Below are 20,619 nucleotides of genomic sequence, written 5' to 3' on the forward strand. Positions count from 1 at the left end.
CGCCGACATGGTCGAGCATCTCGTGCCGGTAGGAGCGGCCCTGGATGAGGCGACGAGTCACCAACTCGGCCATGAGACTCGGGTCCACGGGTGGCGGCGGTCGCCTCGACGGTCAGTCGACCAAACCGGGGCCGCCGGCCAGGACGGCGGCCAACTGCCCCCGACTGGTCACACCCAGGCGCGGGTAGATCCGGTACAGGTGTGAGCCGACCGTCCGGTGCGAGATGAACAGTCGCTCCCCGATCTCCCGGTTGCTCAGCCCCTGTGCGGCCAGCAGCGCGATCTGCATCTCCTGACTGGACAGCTGCTCGCCGAGGTTCGCGTACCGCCGTCCGGTGGACTCGCCGGCGGCCCGCAGCTGACTGCGGGCCGCCTCGGCCCACGGGCGCGCGCCCAGCCGGTCGAACTCGTCGCGGGCGGTCCGCAGCGGGTCGCGGGCCTCGAGGTACCGCCGTTGCCGGCGTAGCCATCGGCCGTACTGCAGATGCAGCCGGGCGCGGATCAGCAGGCACCCGTCAGGAAGCGCGGTCAGTGCCCGGCGGTACCGCCGCTCCGCCTCGTCCTCCGGGGCGAGCACGGCGTCGCAGTACGCTTCCGCCATCCGCATCATCTCCGATGGCAGCCGGCTGGCCAGCTCCGGCAGCTCGGCCAGCAGCTCCCGCGCCCGGTCGACGGTGCCGGCGGCCACAGCGGCGTCGGCCAGGTCGGGGGCCACCAGCCAGCGGCTCACCGAGTGATGGTGCGGGTCGTGCGGGTCGAACACCCGCGCGAAGATGTCGTAAGCCTCGCCGGCGTGCCCGTCGAAGAGCGCGAGCAGTCCGGTGACCTGCTGCGCGATCGCAGCGGCGAACGGCATCCCGAGGAACAGGCTGCTGGCGCGCAGCTCCTGGAGCATTCGGCCCGCCGTCTCGCCTTCCCCGCGCGTTACCGCCACCAGCGCGGCCGTGGCCGTGAGGCCAAGCCAGGCGATCGACTCGTCGGTCTCCCGGGCGAGGAGCCGCCCCTCCTCGGACTCGGCGCGAGCCTGTTCGAGCCGGCCCAGATAGAACCGCGGCCAACTGCCGGCCAGCGCCCGGGCGAGCAGACCGAGCCGCCCCTGTGCCCGCCAGATCGCGGCCGTATGCGCCAGGTACCGCGAGGCGTGCGTGAAGTCGCCGACGACCATCGCTCCGCTGCCCAGGAAATGCAGCCGGTAGCCGTCCTGGGAGGCCGGGCCGACCCCGTCGAGCCGCCGGAGCACATCGCGTCCGTGCCGGTACGGCTCGGTGTACAAGCGCACGGTCAGCGTGTGTGGAGCGTCCGGGTCAGGATTCCATCGGTCTAGCTCAGCCGCGGTCTCGGCGCGCGTCGCCGCGTCTCCGTCCTGGAAGAAGCACCGAGCCGCCGCCCGCCACAGCAGGTTCTCAGCGACGTGCCGGTCCCCGGCGTCCATCGCCGCAGCCGCCGTGGCGACCATGCCGTGGATGCGCCGGTGCGGCTCGTCCGGTTCGAACGCGGCGTTGTCGGACACGAGCATGAGTCGACCGCGTTCCACCGGGCCGAGCCCGTGCAGGTCGGCCTGCGCCAGCAGCGCCCTGGTATGGGCGCGGTCGCTGAGTTGGCTGGACAGTTCCGCCGCCCGGATCAGGATGCCGGTCTGTCGGTGCGGGTCGCGTACCAGCCGGGCTGCGCGGCGCAGGGCCGGGACGCTCATAGCGATCTTGCCCCGCGCCTGCGCCGCGTCGGCGAAGCGCTCGAGGCGGTCGGCCAGGTCCTCGTCCGGACCGATGGCGGCTTCGGCCCGGTGGGCGAGCTGGCGCTCCGGGTCGTCCGCCAGCACGGTAGCCAGGCAACGGTGGGCGGCCAACCGGTCGGTGAGCGTGGCCCGGCCGTAGATGGCGGAGCGCATCAGTGGATGCCGAAACTCGGGGTGCCCGTCGACCATGGCCAGCAGGCCCGCCTCGGTGGCCTCCTGGAGCGCGTCCAGGGTCACCACGGAGCCGGCAAGCTGGCTGGACGCCGTCAACAGCCGGTCCAGCGGCGCCGTCGGCTCGGCTGCCAGGACCAGCAGGAACATCCGGCAGGCCGGGCTGGTCGGGTCGGTACGTGAGGCGAACGCGACCTCCAGCCGGCGGGTCAACGGCAGGTGGTCGCTCTCCTCGGGCGTGCCGTGCACCGCCTTCGGCAGCTCGACCAGGGCCAAGGGATTGCCCGCCGCCCGGGCCAGGATGAGCGCCCGGGCCGGGGGCGGCAGGTCCGGCGCGCCGGCGTCGAGCAGTACGGCGGCGGCCGCCGGGTCAAGCGGTTCGACGTTCAGGTCGGGCCGGTCGCCCCAGCGGTACGGCTCTGCGCGCTCGGCCCGCGCCGCACCGACGAGCAGAATGGCATGACCTTGGGTGCGTCGCGCGACGAAGGTGAGCACGTCCCGGCTCGGTGTGTCAACCCATTGAAGGTCGTCGACCACCAGTAGGGCGGGCCGCCGAGCGGCGGCGTCGGCGAGCAGCTCAAGGACCGCCAGGGCGACCTGGTGCACCTCGGGTTGGGTCTGCTCGGCACCGAATGCCGCGCGGATCGCCTGCCGGTGCCCGGGTGGCAGCTGCTCGACGGCCCGGTCCAACGGTCGCAGCAGCAGGTGCAGTGCGGCGTACGGGAACCATTGTTCGGTTTCCACCCCGGCCGCTGACAGAACCGTCAGGCCGACGCCGGTGGCCTCGGTGCGCAGGGCCCGTAGGAGGACGGACTTGCCGACCCCGGCGCCGCCGCGCACGAGCAGTGCGGTGCCTTCTCCCGCCGCGGTCTCGCCGACCAGGCGGCGCATCAGCTGCAACTCGGCGTCGCGGCCGATGATCACGGGTACGCCATGGTCAGAATCCCGCACGACGGTTGTCATGCCCGCAACTTTGCCAATCCGGATCGGGTCAAATGTCGCGATGGTGGCCCGGTGGGCGTCCCAGCCGGCATCATCGTGCAGTCACGGACAACATTGTGCAGTATCAGCTGTGACGTGGGTTGCCGCCGCCTGCCGCCGCCCGCCAGCCGGTCGGGGTGATGCCGTAGGCCAGCCGGAATCGGCGGCTGAAATGGGCGGGATCGCGGAACCCCCAGCGATAGGCGATCGCGGCCACGGTGCGGTTCGCGTACGCCGGGCTTGCCAGGTCGGTCTTGGTGTTCTCCAGCCGCTGCCCGATGATCCACTGTTCGATGCTGAAGCCGTCGCGGGCGCACACGGAGTAGAGGTGCCGCACCGAGACGTGCAGGGCGGCGGCTATCGAATCCGGGCCGAGATCCTCGTCGGTCAGGTGTTGGGCGATGTATGCCCGGATCTGGGTGAGCAACGCGGCGCCGTCGGCCGGCGGGTAGGGGCGGTCGGCCGCGGACAGCAGCAACGAGCGTGCCAGCTCGACCGCGGACCGTCCCATTCCCGCCGCCACCTGCGGGTCCAGCCGATCCGGGCCGCAGGCCAGCGCCGTGACGTGGGCGGTCATCAGCGTGTAGAGCGGGCTGCTGGGCAGCGCCGCAGCGGCCCGCCTGACGACGTCCATCGGCAGGTCCAGCTCGTCGATGGGGATCTGCAGCGCGCAGCCGGCGCTCCGATGAAGCTGGGTGAACCGGTAGGGCGACGTGAGATCGATGCAGCTGAGCGCGCCTACGGGTGCCTGCCGGAGGCGGCCGAACTGCTCGTGGTACCCGGCGTTGCGGGTCTGGACGGCGAGCGAGATCATCGGCGTGCATCCCACCCTGGTCTGCCGGGGGCTGCGCACCAGTTGCATGCGGTGATTGATCCGGGTGCGCAGCGCCTGGACGCGTCCCAGCCGCCAGGTGACGAGCCGGGCCGACAGCGGCACGCCCGGCGGCACTGGATCGAGGGCGACGCTGGACGGCACGGTGGCGTCGATGATCGCGGATCGAAAGGCGTCGACCCGCTCGGCGGCCGCGATGGACTCGGTGTCGAAGACGACTGGCACGGACTGCGACCCCTCTCCCCAGCGTCAGCACTGTCCGGCAATTGTCTCCTGAGCCGGCCCGGGCGTCCAACAACCGGGCAGTGCACCGCGCGACCGGCCACCGGTCGGTTCTGATCCGGTCATCGGGCCGGTTCAGCCGTGCGTCGGGCGAGCAGGGCGCAGGCGTCGTCGCGGGCGACGCCGAAGTCCAGTTGGTCGAGAATGTCGGCCGGGTGGTCCTGATCCAGGCCCGCGATCTGGTCGGCCAGCAGGTCGATGCCGACGTCGAAGGTGCCCCGCTTGATCATGCCGTCGGTGTAGAGAAGTACCGACTGCCCGGGTAGCAGCTGGCGGGATTCCTGCCCGAACAGCGGCGCGCGGAACACCCCCAGCAGCGGGCCCTGCGGCGCGGGAAGGGCCACGGCACGCCGGCCGTCGGCGAGCAACAGGGGTGGGTGTCCGGCGCCGGCCCACTCGATGCGGCCGGTGCTCGGCCGGTACGCCACGACGACAGCGGTCGCCGTCGCCTCGTCCCCGGATCCGTACAGCAGATCGTTGAGCCGGGACAGGATCGCCGCGGGCGGGTGCCCCTCGGCGGCGTACGCCGCCATCGCGTACCGCAACCCGATCATGACCTCGACGGCGCCGAGGCCGTGGCCGATGACATCGCCGACGGCCATCAACAGGTCACCATCGGTCAAGCGCTGGATCAGGTACCAGTCACCGCCTAGGCGCAACGTGGGGTCGGCACCGCGGTACCGTACGGCCACCCGGAGGCCGTCGACGCCGGCGAATGCGCTTCTGGCGGGCTGGATGGCGTGTTGCAACGCATGGCTGATCCGCTGCTCACGGGCGAACCGACGCCGATAGGACAGCGAGCCGCGGTCGTCGACCGCCGCTGTCGTCACCGTCGGTCCTGCGGCGGACGTGGGGTGGCCCCGCGATCCGTCGGCCGGTGGCCTCGGATGCCGACCGTGTCCCTCCCGGTTAACCGGAGCCGGGTGGGCCTCGGGGCAGCCTCGTGTAGGTCCGCCTCGTCCCCGCGGCCGGCGGCGTACTCCCGCAGCAGACCGTGCAGCTCGGTCTCGTCGGACCGGCGCTGGGTACGGTGACGCCCGGCCAGTTCGGCCACGACCGCCCCGAGCCGACTGTGGTCCACGGCGGCGAGGGCTGCCATCGAGGCGGTGGTCGGACCGGGGCCGGCGTGCGGGGCCAGTAGCCGGAACAGGTGGGTCGCCGGTGAATCGGGTCCACGATGGGAACCGACCGCCACCGCCGGCTCGGCCTCGGCCGGCTCAGCGAAGCAACGGTCGTGGCCCCGGGTCAGTTCGGCGGCGATCACCGTGAGCGGCAGGTCGGGGCGCGCGGCGGCCTGGGCGGCCACCTTCGCGATGGCCAGCGGCAGCCGGCCGCACCGGATGATGATCTCCTCGACCGCTGTCGGATCCGCAGCGACCCGTGCGGTGCCCAGGCGCCGCACCAGGTGTTCCCGCGCCTCGTCGGCCGAGGGTAGGGTCAGTGGCAGGGGATGGGCGCCTGCGGTGGTGATCAGGCCGATGCTGCGCTGACGGCTGGTCACGATGGCCAGGCAGCCCGGAGCACCGGGAAGCAGATGCCGCACCTGCTCGAAGTCCCGGCAGTTGTCCAGCACGATCAGGACCCGGCGGCCGGCGAGGATGCTGCGATAGCGGCCGGCCAGCGCGTGCAGATCGGTCGGCATCGCCCCCTCCGGAACGCCGAGGGAGCAGAGAAACCCACGAAGCGCCTCGCCGGGGCTCATCGGGGCGCCCCCGGCGGTGCAACCGCGCAGGTCGGCGTAGAGCTGCCCGTCCGGGTACCGGGAGGCGAGACGGTGCCCCAGCTGGATCGCGAGCGTGGTCTTGCCGATGCCCGCCGTGCCGTCGATCGCCAGGGCCACGGTGGCCCGCCCCTGCCGCCGGTCCTCGTCGAGTAGCAGCTCGGCGTGCGCCAGGACGTCCGTGCGGCCGCTGAAGAAGGGGTGGTCCGGTGGCAGCTGAGCCGGTATCTGGGGTGGCTCCAACGATCGGATCTCTTCCACTCCGCCCGCCGACGGGTGCCCGCCAGGGTGGATGGTGGCCGCCCTGAACCGCTGGTGCAGCACGCGCTGGTAGGCCTCGCTCAACTCGTGACTCGGGTCCATCCCGAGCTCGACGCTGAGCCGTTGGCGGATCTCCTGGAAGCTTGCCAGCGCCTCGGCCTGCCGGCCGTCCGCCGCCAGCGCCAGCACCAGGCGGGCCCGTAGTGCCTCGTCGAGCGGATCCCGGTCGATTGCCTGGCGCAGCGCCGGGATCACCCGCCGCACGTCGTCGGTGAGCAGGGCGACATCGGCGGCGTCCCGGACCACCTGGGCCCGCTCGGCGTCGATCGCGGCGAAGGTGGGCTGGCTGCGCAGGTCCGGTGCCAGGCCCGCCGCGCAGGAACCGCGCCACAGGGCCAGCGCCTCGGCGTAGCGCGCGACCGCGTGGCCGGGCTCGCCCGCGCGCCTGGCTTCGGCCGCGAGACGACGGAAGCGGAGCAGGTCGACACCGTCCTCGTCGACCCGCAGTTGGTAACCAGCCGCCTGCCTGACGAGGTACGCACCGACGGCCCGCACCGGCAGATCCGGTTCGATGATCCGCCGCAGCAGGCCGATGTGCCGATGGATGACATTGGCGGCGCTGGTGGGCGGATCCTGGCCCCAGAGCGCGTCGACCAGCTCGGCGAGACTGACCACCGATCCGTGGCGGGCCAGCAGCAAGGCGAGCACGAGTCGCTGCTGACGACCGCCAAGATCGACTTCGACGTCACCGCGCCGGGCACCGACCGGGCCGAGGATAGTGAAACGCATAACTGTCACACTCCTTTCATCCCGCGAAGGGGGTCAATCGGCCGACCTTCGTTGAGGCGATGGACGCTGTCCGCGCCCCACTACGAGACTGGCCGTCGCCGGCACCTAGGTCATCAGTCGCGCGACTGCGTCGGCCGCGAGCGTGACTCAAATGGCGAGATCACCGCCGGTCCGTTCGCGGGTGCCGGTGCTTGTAAGGTCGGCACGTGACCGACCTCCTGCCGGGCCGCGACGAGGAGCTCGCGAGGCTGCACGCGCTGATCCGCAACGGTGTGGCGGGCCGTGGCGGCGCGTTGCTACTGCGGGGGCCGGCCGGCATCGGAAAGACGGCGCTGTTGGGTCGCGCCGTCAAGGCGGCGCTGGCCGCCGGTGCCCGCGTGCTGACCGGGTCGGGCGCGCAAGCCGAGTACGCGCTCGGTCATTCGATGCTCGGTCAGTTGCTCGGACCCGTGGCAGCCGAGGCCGCCCGGTTCGCCATCCTCGAAGACCTGCTGCGGGACGTCGGCAGCGCGGCGGCACCGTACGCGGTCGCGCGGGCCACGCTGGAGCTCACCACCACCCTTGCCGAGCAGGCGCCGGTGGTGCTGGTGGTCGACGACCTACATCATGCGGACCCGACCTCCGCGGTCGTGCTGTCCTTCGTCGGCCGGCGGATCGCCTCGGATCCCGTCGTCCTCATCGGTGCGTACCGGGACGATTCAGAAGGCCAACCGGCGTTTGCCGCCGACATACCCACGATCGCGCTGCCGCCGCTGGATCCTTCGGCGGCGGACCGGGTCCTGCGGGCGCACGCGCCGCACCTCAAAGCCGCGGGACGGCAGCGCATCCTGCGGGAGTCCGGCGGAAACCCGCTCGCGCTGGCCGAACTGGCCCGGACCCCCGACCGTTCGCCCTCGTCGACGGCCCCCGACGAGGTGCCGCTCACCGAGCGGTTGACGCAGGCCTTCACCGCGCGGGCCGCGGCGCTGCCCACACCCACCCGGCTGGCCCTCGTCGTGGCGGCCCTGGGGGACGGCGGCCTGGACGAGGTGCTGACCGCCGCCAGCGCGGTGGCGGGCCACCCAGTGGACCAGTCGGACCTGGAAGCCGCCGCGGCGGCCAGGATCATCGAACCTCTCGATGCCAGACAGCCGGTGCGGTTCCGGCACCCCCTGATCCGGTCCGCGATCAGCCAGACAGCTGACGCTCAGGTGCGCCGGTCATGTCACCGTGCGCTGGCCACGCTGACCGCCGACCGCCCGGAACGGCGCGCCTGGCACCGGGCGGCCGCAGCCGATGAGCCTGACGAACGAATCGCCACGGACCTGGAGAACGCGGCCCACCCGATGCGCGACCGGGGCAGCGGCGCCGTCGCGCACCGGATGTTCCTGCGCGCCGCCGAGCTCACCGTGGCGCCGTACCGGCGGCAGCGGCGACTGATGGCCGCGCTCGTCGCCGCCGCCGACCTGGGCGACGCGCAGGAGGTGGGACGGCTCTTCCGGCTCATCGAACCGAGTCGGCTGGATGCCCCGTCCCGGCTGCTCCTCACGCTGTTGCGGAGGAGTTTCCTCGAGGGCGGCTGGGGCACCGAAGGGGAGGTGTCGATCATGGCCGAGACGGCTGCGGCCGTCGCCACCGAACCGGCTGCCGACTACGAGCAGGCCCTGGTCAGCATCGGTGAGGTCGCGACGCGCTTCTACTGGTCGGGTGACCTCAGCGACCCGCTGCGCGCGGCGCTGGCGGACATCGTCGACCGGCTGCCGATGCCGGCGGACGATCCGCGACGACTGCATGCCGAGGCGATGTTGAAGCCGGTCGAGCGCGGGGCATCGGTGTTACGGCGGCTGCGCGGCGTCGACACGTCGGCGCTCGGTCCCGTCGGCCTCTATCAGGTCGGCCTCGCGGCTCAGGTCGCCGGCGACCTGAGCCGGTCGCTTCGCCTACAGGCCAGCGCGATCGCCGCCCTGCGTGACTCCGGGCAGTTGACCCTGCTGGTGCACCTGCTCACCTCGCAGAGCCTCGCGGCGCTGCTGCTCGGCGACGCACGCCTGGCCGCGGCCTGCGCCGATGAAGCAACCCGGCTGGCACCGGACACCGGCCAGCCGTTGTCCGTGGCGGTGGGGCAGGTACTGGGCGCTGCGGCGGCGGGGCTGCGCGGCGACGTCGCCGCCGCCGAGGCCCTGGCCGCCGAGGCGGAACAGGTCCTGGTGCCGCTGGGCGCCGTCGAGGTGCTGATCCTCGTGCGGCTCGCGCGCGGGATCACGGCGCTCGGTGGCAACCGCCCCGAGGAGGCATACGAGCAGCTACGGGCGATCTGCACGGCCGGCGCGCCCGGCTTCCACGTCCACTTCCGGCTCTTTCTCGTCGAGTATCTGGCCGAGGCCGCTGTCCGGGCGGGCCGGCACGAGGAACTCGACGCCCTGGTCCGGGAGTTGGCCCCGGTGGCCGAGCAGTCAGGATTTCCCGCGCTGGTGGCCGGCCTGCGCTACGCCGCCGCCGTCCGCGCCGACGACGAACGGGCCGACGAGGCGTTCCACCAAGCCCTCAGCGCGGATGAAGTCGGTGCGGCCGGTCGGGCGCACCTGCAGTTGGCGTACGGACGGTCGCTACGCCAGCGGCGCCGGCTGCCGGAGAGCCGGCAGCAGCTGCGGGCCGCGATGCGGACCTATGACGCACTCGGTCTAGGGCCGTGGAGCGAGCTCGCCCGCGCGCAGTTGCGGGCCTCCGGTGAACGTGTCGCCGCTCCCCGGGCCGGCGGGGTCGACCGGCTCACCCCCCAGGAGATGCAGATCGCCGCACTCGCCGCCCAAGGCTTCACCAACCGCGACATCGGGCGGCGGTTGTACCTGTCGCCTCGAACGATCGGTTCACACCTCTACCGAGTCTTTCCCAAGCTGGGTATCACCTCACGTACCGAGTTGGCGCAGGTGCTCGGCGCGACGGTCGCCGAGTTCAGCCGGTAGGCCAGCGCGCCACGGCGTCAGCCCCGGAGGTCGCCCGCCGACCGCGGGTGCCGCGGCCGGCGCGGAGTAACAGATGCGCGGACCCTGGCGTCTTGACGGCATGACCACTCCATCTTCCGGTGCTTCCGTCCTCGCCAAGCGGAAATGGCTGCGCGGCGGGCTGTTCACGTTGGCCGGCCTGCAGACCCTCGTCTCCGTCTGGCAGTACGCGTTCCCACGCTCCTTCTACGACGACTTCCCCACGGTGGAGCTCGATCCGCCGTACAACGAGCACCTGGTGTCCGACGTCGGCGGCCTGGGTTTGGCACTGGCCGCCGTGCTCTTCCTCGCCGCCCGGGCCCTCCAGCACACGGTCGTCACGGCGGCGCTCACCGGCTACCTGGTCTACGCGGGCGCGCATTTCCTCTACCACCTCACGCACTTCGCCCACTTCTCGCCGGAGGCAGCGCTGGGCGTCGGCACCGGACTCGGTGTCGAGGTCGTCCTGGCGATCTCGTTGCTCTATCTCGCGTGGCAGACGGGGCCCGGCGCCACGGCGAGCGCTCGGCGGTCGGCATGAGGTTCCGCTGGTCCGCGGTCACCTGGGCCCTGGCCGGCCTCGCGGCGGTGCTGGCGCCTCGCCGGGCTGATCCTCGCCGGCCGCGGGCGCCGGGCCGGCGACGTCGTCGCGGTGCCCGCACTGGCGGCGGTGCTGATGACCGTGTTCGACCTGGGCAGTGGCTCCGCCGCCTCGACGGTCAACCGTGTCTGGGAGTGGGAGAACGGCGGCGGGGTCTTCGGCGTGCCGTTCACCAACTATCTGGGCTGGTGGTTCGTCACCTGGCTGTTCTTCCAGGTCTTCGCGATCTATCAGGTGCGTCGCCGGCCCGTGCTGCGGGAGGCGACGCTGGCGGCGGCCCCGATCGTGTACCTGGCGCTGGCTCTGAACGCGGTGGCGCTCTTCCTGGTCGCTGACGGGGGCTCGGTCACCGACCCGTCCGGCGTGGTGTGGAGCAACCGCGCCATGGCCGAGACGATGATGGTGATCAACCTGTTCGTCGTCCTGCCGTTCGGACTGCTCGGTCTGCGAGCGGCTGCACGGGAGCGGTCCCGTCGTCCGGGCGGTGAGGACGTGGGGGGTCCGGGCGGTGAGGACGTGGGGGGCGGCAGAGAACCAGCCGACGCCGAACCGGCGCGGGTGGCCGGCTGATAGATGCCGGCGGGACGTCGCCACCAGACACCTCGTCGGCCGTCGACCTCGCGCCGAACGGTGTGGTGATGTGCATGGCTGTCTCCTGTCCGGTGGGTGGCGCACCGAGGTGGCGGGGCCGGACGCCGCCTACTTCTCGGTGAGGGCGACCAGCGCGGTCATGTCACCGGTCCGCGACGCGTGCAGGAACGCGGTCAGCAACCTCGATCGCTCGTCCGGCGTACTGGGCGGCACGGCGCAGCCGCGCGCGGCCGCCAGGCGCGACCGGGCCCGATAGGCGAGCTGCCGGGCATACCCGTCGGTGCGGTCGAGGGCGGTGCCGATCTGTCGGTACGGCCACCCGAACGCCTCCCGCAGGAGGTAGGCGACCTGCTCCAGCGGCGTCAGCACGCTCGTGAGCAACGCGACGGCGGTACGCACGTCCTCGGCGCGTTCGGCGACGCGGGCGGGATCCTCGTCCGGTACCGGCAGATCCTCCAGCCAGTCGCCGGCTGGCACGGACGGCCTCCGCCGGGCGGAGCGGATCGCACTGAGCGACAACCGGGACGTCGTGAGGGACAGGAAGGCCGGCGGGTTGTCCACGACGCTGCGGTCGACACGCTGCCACCGCAGCCACGCGTCCTGCACGATGTCCTCGGCGTCGGCGTGACCTCCGGCGATGTGCTGTGCGATGGCCAGCAGTCGAGCCCGTGCGGCGAGGAACTCGGGGAGACCGTCCGGCCGGACCGGTGTTTCGGTGGACATGTCGGGGCACCTTCCATGGCGGGCGATCGGTGCGTCGGACGCTAGGCAGCGGCAGTGCGCTGGCAGTGCCGTCCGAGTGTCGACCGCCCGCAGCCGGGCTCAGGCGCGTTCTCGGGCTCTCGCCCGCTGCCGCAGGGCGTCGCGGGCGGCAACCTGTTGCGCGGTGATCACAGCCTCCGAGCGGGATCGGCCCAGGAAACTGACCGCCCAACGCAGCAGCACGGTCGTCTTGTTGCGCAGGCCGTACAGGTACCAGACGTGCACGCCGTGCCAGATCAGCCACCCGGTGACGCCAGCCAGCCGGACGCGGCCGAGGTCAGCGATCGCGAAGAAGCGGGACACCGCGGCCAGGTTGCCCTTGTCGAAGTAGGCGAACGGCTTCCCGGCACGCGCACCGGCGCCGGTCAGGCGCTGGGCGATCCGGCGTCCCGCGTACCGGCCGCCCTGGATGGCGACCTGGGCGACGCCGGGTAGGTGGTCCAGGCTCATGGCCTCGCCCAGCACGAAGATCTCGGGATGCCCGGGCACCGTGAGGTCCGGCTCGACGAGGATCCGACCGACCCGGTCGGTCGGGGCGCCGGTGGCCGCGGCGAGGCGCGCGGCCAGGCCGGTTCCGGACACGCCGGCGGCCCAGATCTTGGTCATGGCGTCCAGTGACCGCATACCGTCCGCCGTCTCGTACGCGACGTGGAGCGCGTCGAGGCCGACCACCCGCGCGCCGAGGCGGACATCCACTCCGATAGCGCGCAGGCGGCGCTCGGCCTTGGCCGACAGCCGCGGATCGAACGCCGGCAGGACGCGGTCGACGGCGTCGAGCAGGACGATCCGGGCCTGCCGGGGATCGACGCGGCGGTACTGGCCCGGTAGGACGCGGTGGGCGATCTCGGCGATCTGGCCTGCCATCTCCACGCCGGTGGGCCCGCCGCCCACCACCGCGAAGGTGAGCCAGTGCTCCCGCTCGGCGGCGTCGGCGGCGAGTTCGGCCATCTCGAAGGCGCCGAAGACTCGCCCACGAATTTCCAGCGCGTCGTCGATGCTCTTGAGGCCGGGCGCGTACGGGGCGAACTCGTCGTGACCGAAGTACGACTGGGTGGTACCCGCGGCGACGATCAGCGTGTCGTAGGGCAGAACATGGGCCGAGGCGTCGTCACCCGCCCGTGCGGTGACCGTGCGGCCACGTGGGTCCAGGTCCGTCACCGTGCCGAGGACGAAGCTGAGGTTCTTCTGGCGCCTGACCGCCTCCCGCACGGACACCGCCACCTCGCCGGGGGAGAGGATGCCCGCGGCCACCTGATAGATCAGCGGCTCGAAGATGTGGTGGTTGGTGCTGTTGATCAGCGTCACGTCGACCGGTGCCCGCTTCAGGGCCCGAGCGGCGTACAACCCGCCGAACCCGGCGCCGACGATCACTACCCGGTGCCTCGCCTTGCCCGTCATCCTGTTTCCTCCTCCGACGGCGGGTGGTGGGCGGACCACCCACCACCTCGTGCGTACAGCTCACCCGGGTCGATTCCGTGCTTCCGTACCGCTGCGGCGAAGTGCTCGATGTCCTTGCCCATCAGGCCCTGCAGATGCGGAGCGACCTCGGGCGTGGTCTCGGACTCCAAGGCGCCCAGTACGAAGCTCGCGCCGCTGCTGGTCGAGATGGCGCGGATCAGCGCGGGGACGTCCACGTCGAGCAGGTCGGCGATGTCATCGTCGTCGCGTAGGCAGAGCAGCAGGACGTCCACTGCCGAGGCCAGACTCGCGACGCTGTCGTGCGCGGTGTACGACGTGCCCTCCAGGGCGGTCAGCGACGCCGGACGGCGGACCCACACGTGCAGCTCGTACCCGCCGTCGGCAACGGCCCGGGCCATCGGCGCGCCCTGGTCACCGAGCCCGATAAATCCCACGTTCGTCATTGTCATCCCCCCTTTCGTGAGGGGCGGTTCAGCCGACCAGCCTCAGCGCCACGTCCCACAGCCGATCGGCGTTTCCCGGATCGAGCGCGTAGTCCGCCACGCCCCGGTGGTCGGCGAGGCGCTCGGTGACCACCGGCGCCTCGGCGCAGTCGTCGAAGTACCGGCCGCCGACGCGGTCGAGCAGCGGTGACGCAGCCAGCAGCACCGAGGTGGCGGCGCCCTGCTGCGGCGTCTTACGCCGCTCCGGCGGTGTCCGCAACCCGCCGGTATGCTTCTGCAGGCCGGTGGCGATCGCGCCCGGGTTCAACGCGTTGGCGTAGATGCCCTCGTCCGCCCAGCGGCGCGTCGCGGCCACCGCCAGCAGGACGTTCGCGGTCTTCGACTGGGCGTACGCGGTCAGCGGGTCGTAGGGCCGGAACAGGTAGTGCAGGTCGTCGAAGACCACCGGGCAGAACAGGTGTCCGGTGGAGGCTACCGACACCACGCGGGCGCCCCGCGCGGCGGCCAACGCGTCGTGCAATCCGACGGTCAGGGCGAAATGCCCCATGAAGTTCGTGGCGAACTGCATCTCCCAGCCCTGCGGGCTGCGTTCCAGTTCGGGCAGCGCCATGATCCCGGCGTTGTTGACCAGGACATGCAGCGGCTGGTTCCATCCGGCCACGAACCGGCGTACAGAATCCTGGTCGGCCAGGTCCAGCTCACGGACGGTCACCCCGGCGTTGCCGGTGCTGCCGGTGATGTCGGCGGCGGCCTGCGCACCGGCGGCGGGCCGCCGTACGGCCAGCACGACCTCCGCGCCGGCGCCCGCCAGGGCCCGGGCGGTTTCGATGCCGATTCCCGCCGCACCACCGGTGACGAGCGCACGCCGGCCGGTGAGGTCCACCCCCTCGACGACCTCGGCGGCGGTCGAGGCAAAGCCGAACGGGGTATCGATTCGCTGCGTCATGTCGCTCCTCAGGTGTTGACTGCTGATGTTCACCACAGTGCCGGACCGCCCGCCAGCCAGCCGGAGTTCCGCTTTTCGTGATAGTGCGAGGACCAGGCATAGAAGTGGCGTCTACGATGACCCGGGTGACCAAGGCCGGCCGGCTCGGCGAATATCTGCGCGCCCGACGGGAGCTGATCGGCCCGGCGGACGTGGGCCTCCCGGAGCACGACCGGCGTCCAACGTGTTGCGGGCGATCTTCCTCGATCCGACGGCCCCGTCGGCGTACCCATTGAACGAGACCGTGGTGTCGAACGTGGTGGCCAGCCTGCGAGCTCTGGTGGCCGTCGAACCGGGCAGTGATTCCGCGGCGGCCCTCCGAGCTCTGACCCGCGTCGCCGACACTGAGGCATGACCCTGCGACCTGCGCGCCTCACCCCGGGACCACGTACGGGAACGTGGCGCTGCGGACGTCCTCGGTCAGTCCGGCCGGTAGACCGGTGCCCACTGCCGAATTGGTGACCAGCGAGAACATCACCTCCGGCGCGTTGTCGCCGAGCCCGCGACCGTTGATGTCGGTGAACCCGAACACCGCGGGCGTGCCGACCTGGTAGGGAAGGGTGTCGGGCAGGATGCGTCGCACGACGTCGAGGGCATAGGCCTCCGGACGGGCGGTGGTGCCAAGCCGCCGGACGGCCGCGGCGACCTGACCCCGTATCGATGAGGAGTAGTTCGCCCAGTCGTTCGCAGGATGGGTTTCGTTCGCGGCGCTGGCCGCTTCACTGTCGGCGTCACGGAACAGGGGCCAGATCATCGGCATGCCGGCCCGGCTCGTCTGCCGCCAACCACCCGCGTCGGTGGCGAGTCGGGTCGTGCTCCACACCCGGATCATCCGGTCGTCGAACAGGTGCGAATCGTGGTGCGGAACCCGCAGCACGATGCTCTGCACCGTGGAGCCCGCAAACGTGTTGGTCGCCGTGCCGGGTAGGAAGCCGGTGATCTGTGCGTCCTTGCCATGGATCGTGAGTTGATCAACCGCCGCGAGTTGACCGAGGTCCAGGTAGAAGGTCTCGGCGGCCCGGCCGGCCCACACCCGCACACCACCGGCGCCCATGTTCTGCTGCCCTGTGCGGCACCGGGCGATCTCCACTCCCACGGCGCCGTCGTCAGCCGCGTCGTCCCCCTCCAGCCGGAACACACGAAACGTCTGGTCGTCCACGCCGCCGGTGTCGAAGACGAAGCGGAACGCCAGATTCTCCACCGGTGAACCGTCCAGGTGAATCCGGATCTCGTAGCGCGCCTCGTCGTGAAAGCCCGTCGCCGCGTCCCCGGCCAGCGACGTCCGCGTGTTCACCACGAAGGCGGTCGCGTCCCGGTCGTCGAAGACGTATTGATCGGTGATGTTGAGCCGAGGATCCCGTCGAGCTGCCATTGAGTCGAGGTGATGTGACATGTGCATCCCATTCCTGTCGAAGCCCCGAGAGGCAGAACCTGTACCCGTCATCACGGTAGGAAGCGCCAGTGCGCGTTCACTGACGGAGCGGTGACGGTCCACGGCCCACACGCGGCACTTCCGCGCCGCGGGCCGGCGACAAGGACGTCAGGGCGCTGGTGTACGTGGCCGGCTCCGCCCCACGGGCCGGAGAGGGTGCCGCCGACCAGACTGCCACCGGAATCAGCTTGGCCCAGCCGACCCACAGCAGTGCGTGCCCGCGGCCGGAGACCGGCGACGGGCATACACTGGAGCTGGCCTCTCAGCTGGGCGCTGCAGGCGACGGCCTCGAGGATGGTCGACGTGACCGCGGGGGGCGGCTGGGACGTGGCGATGGCATGGGAGGCGCCGGGTACCTCGTGGGCGGCCCGCGGAGCCGACCGTCCGACCTGGAACCGGAACAGCTCCACCGGGATGAAGTCGTGACAGGTGCCGTCGTAGCGGACGGCGGGGATCGGTACGCCGGCGGCGCGTAGCTTGGTCGCGTAGGCCTCGCCATCGTCGCGCAGCACCCGCTGCCCGGCCGCCGACCGTCACCCCGCCAGGCGACGAACGAGGCCCGGCAGCGCCTCCGCGCCGGCTATCGCCCGCTTGGTGAGCTCGTCGCCGCCGCCGAGCCCGGCGACGGCCCTACGGTGGAGGTCGACGTCGACGAGTTGGAGCCGCCTGAGGTGCTCGGCGTTCTCCGTGGTGACCGTGCGGCCCAGCGACTGGAGGGCGACACTGGACCCGTTGCCCGCGCGGACGACGTCCACCAGGGCGGGCAGGTCGACACCGAGTCGTCCGGCGACCTCGAACAACTCGGCGAGGTTCTGCTGGTTGGCCATCAGCAGCGTGTGGTCCAGCAGCCTTCCGAGCTGGCCGGCCCCGGGACCGCCGAGGTGGGCGACGGTCGTGGCGAAGGAGCGCAGGAGCGGACGTACGTAGGTGAACACGTCGGCGTCCCCGCCGACCGTGATGGTCAACCGCTTCCCGACCGCCGCGGCGTGTCCGCCGCTGACCGGCGCGTCGAGCACCTCGACCCGGTGGGCCGAGGCGATCTCACTCAGCTCGGCCGCGAACGCCGGCAGTCCGGTGCCGTGATTGACGAACACCGCCCCGGGTTCGAGGGACGCCAGCAACCCCCCGGTCGTGGCGACCTCGCGTACGTCCGGATCGTCGTCGAGGCAGACCGCGACGATGTCACACACCGCGCCCAGGTCGGCGACGGTGTCGTGGGCGGTGAAGGGGAGACCGGCAAGGGCGGTCAGCGACGCTTCCCGGCGGGCCCAGAGGTGCAGGGGATAGCCGGCTTCGGCGACCGCGCGGGCCATCGGCGCGCCCTGGTCACCGAGGCCGATCCAACCGACCTCCGGTCGTAGCTCAAGCACGGGACCTCTCCCTTCCGCAGCGGACGACGGTCGCCTCGTCGCCGGCCATCGGCGGCGTGGTGATGCGCATGGCTGTCTCCTGTCTGGTCGGTGTGGGTCCCGGCGCAGTCGGGACCGGCACGATCACCCTGCGCTCACGCGATGCCGGACCAGTGCCGCACGAGTGCCGTTCGGCCTCGGCCACGCCGAGCGGGTCGTCGGCGCCGACGACCGCGGAAGTGTTCACGCACTTGAACCGCACTGGGTCGGCACTGCTCGTGCCTAGCGTGGCCGACCACAGCCCACGACGAACCTGGAGGATGTGTGATGGCGGAGATCGTGCTGGAGCCCGCGGCTCAGGAATTCGCGGCGGAGACGGCGAAGCCCCCGCTGCTGTACGAGTTGACCCCGGTCGAGGCGCGCAAGGTGCTCGACGACGTTCAGGCGGGCCCGGTCGACGCGCCCGCGGTGGATGAGAGGTGGGTGACGGTGCCCGCCGCCGTGGGCGACGTCCGGGTGCGGATCGTCCGGCCGCGGGGCAGCACCGGCACCCTGCCCGTGGTGGTGTATGTGCACGGCGGCGGCTGGGTGCTCGGCAACGCCGGTACGCACGACCGCCTGGTACGGGAGATCTCCGCCGGTGTCGGCGCGGCGGTGGTGTTCGTCGAGTACACCCCGTCGCCCGACGCGCACTATCCGGTGGCGATCGAGCAGGTCTACGCCGCGGCGCGGTGGGTGACGGAGAAGGGCGCCGATGAGGGGCTTGACGCCGCCCGGATGGCGATCGCCGGTGACTCGGTCGGCGGCAACATGACCGCGGCGGTCACCATCCTGGCCAAGCGGCGCGGCGACGTGAGCTTCGTGCACCAGTCGATGTACTACCCGGTGACCGACGCACGGCAGGACACCGAGTCGTACCAGCTGTTTCAGGACGGCCCGTTCCTGACGGCGAAGGGCATGGCCTGGTTTTGGGACAACTACGCTCCGGACACGTCGGTGCGCTCGGAGATCACCGCCTCGCCGAACCTCGCGTCCCCGCAGGATCTGCGGGGACTGCCCCCGGCCTACCTCTGCGTGGACGAGGCCGACGTGCTGCGTGACGAGGGCGAGGCGTACGCGGCCAAGCTGCGCGCCGCAGGCGTGCCGATCACGACCGTCCGGTATGACGGCATCTGCCACGACTTCATGATGCTCAACCCGCTGAAGGACACCCACGCGGCGAGGGGCGCGACGGCGCAGGCGATCGCCGTCCTTCGGCAGGCGCTCGGCACCACGGCCTGACCTGTCGTCCGGGGACCGAGGTGCCCTCCCGGTCCCCGGACGACAGGACCATTCCAATCATCGTGAGAGGTGGATCATGACGGTTGACGAGCGCCGAGGACGGGTTTCACCGGCATACGCCAGCCGGCTGCCCGCGACGGCGGACCCTCCGGGCCTGGACGCACTGCCTCGCCCGGTGGCCATGGTGGTGAGCGGCGGTGGCGTGCTCGGCGCGGCGCACGTGGGCGCCGGACACGCGCTGGAACGCCGCGGATTCCGCCCAGATCTGATCATCGGTACGTCGGTGGGCGCCCTCACCGGAGCGATCGTGGCCGCCCACCCCGACCGGGTGGCGCCCTGGCTGACCGAGGTGTGGACGTCGCTGCGTCGCCGCGACGTCTTCCCGGTCGGTTACCTTCCGGCGCGGGCCAGCGTCTTCGCCGATCGAGGACTGCGCCGGCTGATCGCGCGTGCCGGGCTGCCGACCCGGATCGACGACCTGGTGGTGCCGTTCACCGCGGTCGCCACCGACCTCGACACCGGCGCCCAGGCGCTGCTCGACGGGGGTGACCTCCCGTCCGCGTTGCTGGCCAGCGCGGCCATTCCCGGCTTCCTGCCACCGGTGACGCGGCAGGGCCGCACGCTCGTCGACGGCGGGGTCGTGGCCTACGTCCCGGTGCGGGCGGCCTGGCAGGCCGGGGCGGCCAGCGTGGTGGTCCTGGCGACCGGGGCGGAGACCCAGCCGGTGCGGCCGGCCGCACCGCGCCGACGGGCCGGATCGATCGCGATCCGGGCCGCACTGCTGTCCCTGCGCCACCAGATCGAGCGCGACCTGCAGGAGGTCTCCGGGCACATCCCGACCGTCGTCCTGCCGACCGGTGTGGAGGCGTGGCCCGCCCCGTGGGACTTCGGCCAGTCACGGCGACTGATCAGTTCCGCCGAACGCGCGGCGGCGTGCTTCATCGACCGGCTGCGCGTCGGCGGACCCGGCCTGTACCGGGAGGATCCGCCATCGCGGACGTCGATCGAGACCGGTGAGGCGCCGGTGCTGTCCGCTGCGGGGGTCGGCCGATGAGCATCCTCTTCAACGCTGCGGCCTTCCTGGTCGGTGGCTGCTCGACGGCGTCCGGACGGCTCAGCTGATTCAGGACAACGCGATCAGCCGCAGCACCGGCTACGACTACTCCAGTTCTCCCGCGACCTTAACTGCCTGCTTGGCGGAACCGGTGCGGGCAAGTCTCTGCTCATCGAACTGGTGCGGTTCGCCCTTGACCAGCAGACCGACGCCGGCGACTTCCCGCAGGTCCGCAAGGAGGTCGACTCCCGGCTCAAGTACGCGCTCAACCCGGACCGGGATCTTGGTCCGCAGCTCATTCACGGCATCACTGCTGCGGAGGCCCGGCGGGCGCCCAAGTTCGAGCAGATCGCCGGGCATGTCGCTGGGCTGTTGCGCGGTCGTGTTCTCGTGGCGCACAACCTCCACTTCGACGCATCGTTCCTGCGGACTGAGTACAAGCGGGCGGGATTTCAGGTGCCTATCGACCCCGTTGACGGGTTGTGCACGATGCGGTTGGCGTCGCATTTCCTGCCGTCGGCCGGACGAAGTCTGTACGACTGCTGCCGGGCGGCCGGACTGCCGCCGCACCGAGCGCACTCCGCGCTGCATGATGCCCGAGCTGCCGGCCAACTGCTCGTGCGGTACCTCCGGTGAGATGCGGCCTCAACGGTCGGAGTGGGAGGAGGAGGCAAGAGCAGCCGGTCTGTGCGTGGGAGACCGTGTCACGAAGAAGACCCAGCTCCTTGTTGCTGCCGACCCGGACAGCATGTCCGGAAAGGCTAAGAAGGCCCGCCAGTACGGCATTCCGATCGTGCATCCTACCGCCTACAAGCAGATGCTCATCGGCCTTGCGGCTCCCGATGCCGCCCACTGGCCGGGCGATAGAAGCGTGGTTGGGACGCGCTGAGCCGGTTGGACGGGCGGCGGCCGGAAGTAGCGACGACCTACGAAGTTGTGATGGGGGTCAGGCTGGCTGCTAGGGCCAGGGG

General features: G+C 71.6%; 18 protein-coding genes and 1 pseudogene. 8 read left to right on the forward strand and 11 right to left on the reverse strand.

From position 1 onward, the window contains the following. Positions 1-112: 112 nt before the first annotated feature. The 4 genes from AC507J_RS13710 to AC507J_RS13725 form a co-directional block, all read right to left on the reverse strand. A complete protein-coding gene (locus AC507J_RS13710) occupies positions 113-2,869 on the reverse strand; it encodes a helix-turn-helix transcriptional regulator (protein WP_496289519.1) in 2,757 nt (918 codons plus the stop codon). Positions 2,870-2,972: 103 nt separating this feature from the next. Beyond that, the gene (locus AC507J_RS13715; protein ID WP_496289520.1) at positions 2,973-3,944 is read right to left on the reverse strand and encodes a helix-turn-helix domain-containing protein; all 972 of its coding nucleotides are present in this window, start codon (positions 3,942-3,944) and stop codon (positions 2,973-2,975) included. Between the two features lie 119 nt (positions 3,945-4,063). Further along, complete coding sequence (locus tag AC507J_RS13720; protein WP_496289521.1) at positions 4,064-4,831, reverse strand: PP2C family protein-serine/threonine phosphatase; 768 nt, start codon at positions 4,829-4,831, stop codon at positions 4,064-4,066. Further along, a complete protein-coding gene (locus AC507J_RS13725) occupies positions 4,828-6,771 on the reverse strand; it encodes an AfsR/SARP family transcriptional regulator (protein WP_496289522.1) in 1,944 nt (647 codons plus the stop codon). The genes AC507J_RS13720 and AC507J_RS13725 overlap by 4 nt, the downstream gene beginning before the upstream one ends. A gap of 206 nt (positions 6,772-6,977) precedes the next feature. Here AC507J_RS13725 and AC507J_RS13730 point away from each other — a divergent pair, with 206 nt between their 5' ends. The 3 genes and pseudogenes from AC507J_RS13730 to AC507J_RS13740 form a co-directional block, all read left to right on the forward strand. Further along, on the forward strand, positions 6,978-9,713 hold the full coding sequence (locus AC507J_RS13730) for a helix-turn-helix transcriptional regulator (RefSeq protein WP_496289523.1): 2,736 nt from the start codon (positions 6,978-6,980) through the stop codon (positions 9,711-9,713). 100 nt (positions 9,714-9,813) lie between these two features. After that, positions 9,814-10,272 (forward strand): hypothetical protein, encoded by a 459-nt coding sequence (locus AC507J_RS13735; protein ID WP_496289524.1) that lies wholly within the window; start codon positions 9,814-9,816, stop codon positions 10,270-10,272. A gap of 60 nt (positions 10,273-10,332) precedes the next feature. Beyond that, positions 10,333-10,902: pseudogene (locus AC507J_RS13740) on the forward strand (carotenoid biosynthesis protein); the annotation flags it as partial. A 129-nt stretch (positions 10,903-11,031) separates the two neighbouring features. Here the strand turns inward: AC507J_RS13740 and AC507J_RS13745 are convergent. The 4 genes from AC507J_RS13745 to AC507J_RS13760 form a co-directional block, all read right to left on the reverse strand. Next, a complete protein-coding gene (locus AC507J_RS13745; RefSeq protein WP_496289525.1) occupies positions 11,032-11,646 on the reverse strand; it encodes a sigma factor in 615 nt (204 codons plus the stop codon). Positions 11,647-11,745: 99 nt separating this feature from the next. After that, entirely contained in the window at positions 11,746-13,083 is a 1,338-nt protein-coding gene (locus tag AC507J_RS13750) for an NAD(P)/FAD-dependent oxidoreductase (protein WP_496289526.1), read from the reverse strand. After that, entirely contained in the window at positions 13,080-13,553 is a 474-nt protein-coding gene (locus AC507J_RS13755) for an NAD(P)-binding domain-containing protein (RefSeq protein ID WP_496289527.1), read from the reverse strand. Before AC507J_RS13755 ends, AC507J_RS13750 begins: the two co-directional genes overlap by 4 nt. 22 nt (positions 13,554-13,575) lie before the next feature. Continuing rightward, the gene (locus AC507J_RS13760) at positions 13,576-14,493 is read right to left on the reverse strand and encodes an SDR family NAD(P)-dependent oxidoreductase (RefSeq protein WP_496289528.1); all 918 of its coding nucleotides are present in this window, start codon (positions 14,491-14,493) and stop codon (positions 13,576-13,578) included. A 25-nt stretch (positions 14,494-14,518) separates the two neighbouring features. Here AC507J_RS13760 and AC507J_RS13765 point away from each other — a divergent pair, with 25 nt between their 5' ends. Then, entirely contained in the window at positions 14,519-14,887 is a 369-nt protein-coding gene (locus AC507J_RS13765; protein WP_496289529.1) for an MmyB family transcriptional regulator, read from the forward strand. 18 nt (positions 14,888-14,905) lie between these two features. Here AC507J_RS13765 and AC507J_RS13770 read toward each other — a convergent pair whose 3' ends face one another. The 3 genes from AC507J_RS13770 to AC507J_RS13780 are packed head-to-tail and all read right to left on the reverse strand — an operon-like array spanning position 14,906 to position 17,334. Then, complete coding sequence (locus tag AC507J_RS13770; protein ID WP_496289530.1) at positions 14,906-16,036, reverse strand: DUF4331 family protein; 1,131 nt, start codon at positions 16,034-16,036, stop codon at positions 14,906-14,908. After that, entirely contained in the window at positions 15,976-16,476 is a 501-nt protein-coding gene (locus tag AC507J_RS13775) for a hypothetical protein (RefSeq protein WP_496289531.1), read from the reverse strand. Before AC507J_RS13775 ends, AC507J_RS13770 begins: the two co-directional genes overlap by 61 nt. 21 nt (positions 16,477-16,497) lie before the next feature. Next, positions 16,498-17,334 carry an NAD(P)-dependent oxidoreductase gene (locus AC507J_RS13780; protein ID WP_496289532.1) on the reverse strand — a complete coding sequence of 279 codons (837 nt, stop codon included), beginning with the start codon at positions 17,332-17,334 and terminating at the stop codon, positions 16,498-16,500. 306 nt (positions 17,335-17,640) lie between these two features. Between AC507J_RS13780 and AC507J_RS13785 the strand changes: the two genes are divergently transcribed. The 4 genes from AC507J_RS13785 to AC507J_RS13800 all read left to right on the forward strand — a co-directional run bounded on the left by AC507J_RS13785 (position 17,641) and on the right by AC507J_RS13800 (position 20,537). Next, positions 17,641-18,594, forward strand: a complete 954-nt coding sequence (locus AC507J_RS13785; protein ID WP_496289533.1) for an alpha/beta hydrolase — start codon at positions 17,641-17,643, stop codon at positions 18,592-18,594. Between the two features lie 76 nt (positions 18,595-18,670). Further along, entirely contained in the window at positions 18,671-19,648 is a 978-nt protein-coding gene (locus AC507J_RS13790; RefSeq protein ID WP_496289534.1) for a patatin-like phospholipase family protein, read from the forward strand. Positions 19,649-19,828: 180 nt separating this feature from the next. Beyond that, positions 19,829-20,284, forward strand: a complete 456-nt coding sequence (locus AC507J_RS13795) for a 3'-5' exonuclease (RefSeq protein WP_496289535.1) — start codon at positions 19,829-19,831, stop codon at positions 20,282-20,284. Between the two features lie 55 nt (positions 20,285-20,339). Next, positions 20,340-20,537 (forward strand): BRCT domain-containing protein, encoded by a 198-nt coding sequence (locus tag AC507J_RS13800; protein WP_496289536.1) that lies wholly within the window; start codon positions 20,340-20,342, stop codon positions 20,535-20,537. The last annotated feature ends 82 nt before the right edge of the window (positions 20,538-20,619 follow it).

It is taken from the genome of Micromonospora sp. PRAS1, assembly GCF_059553435.1.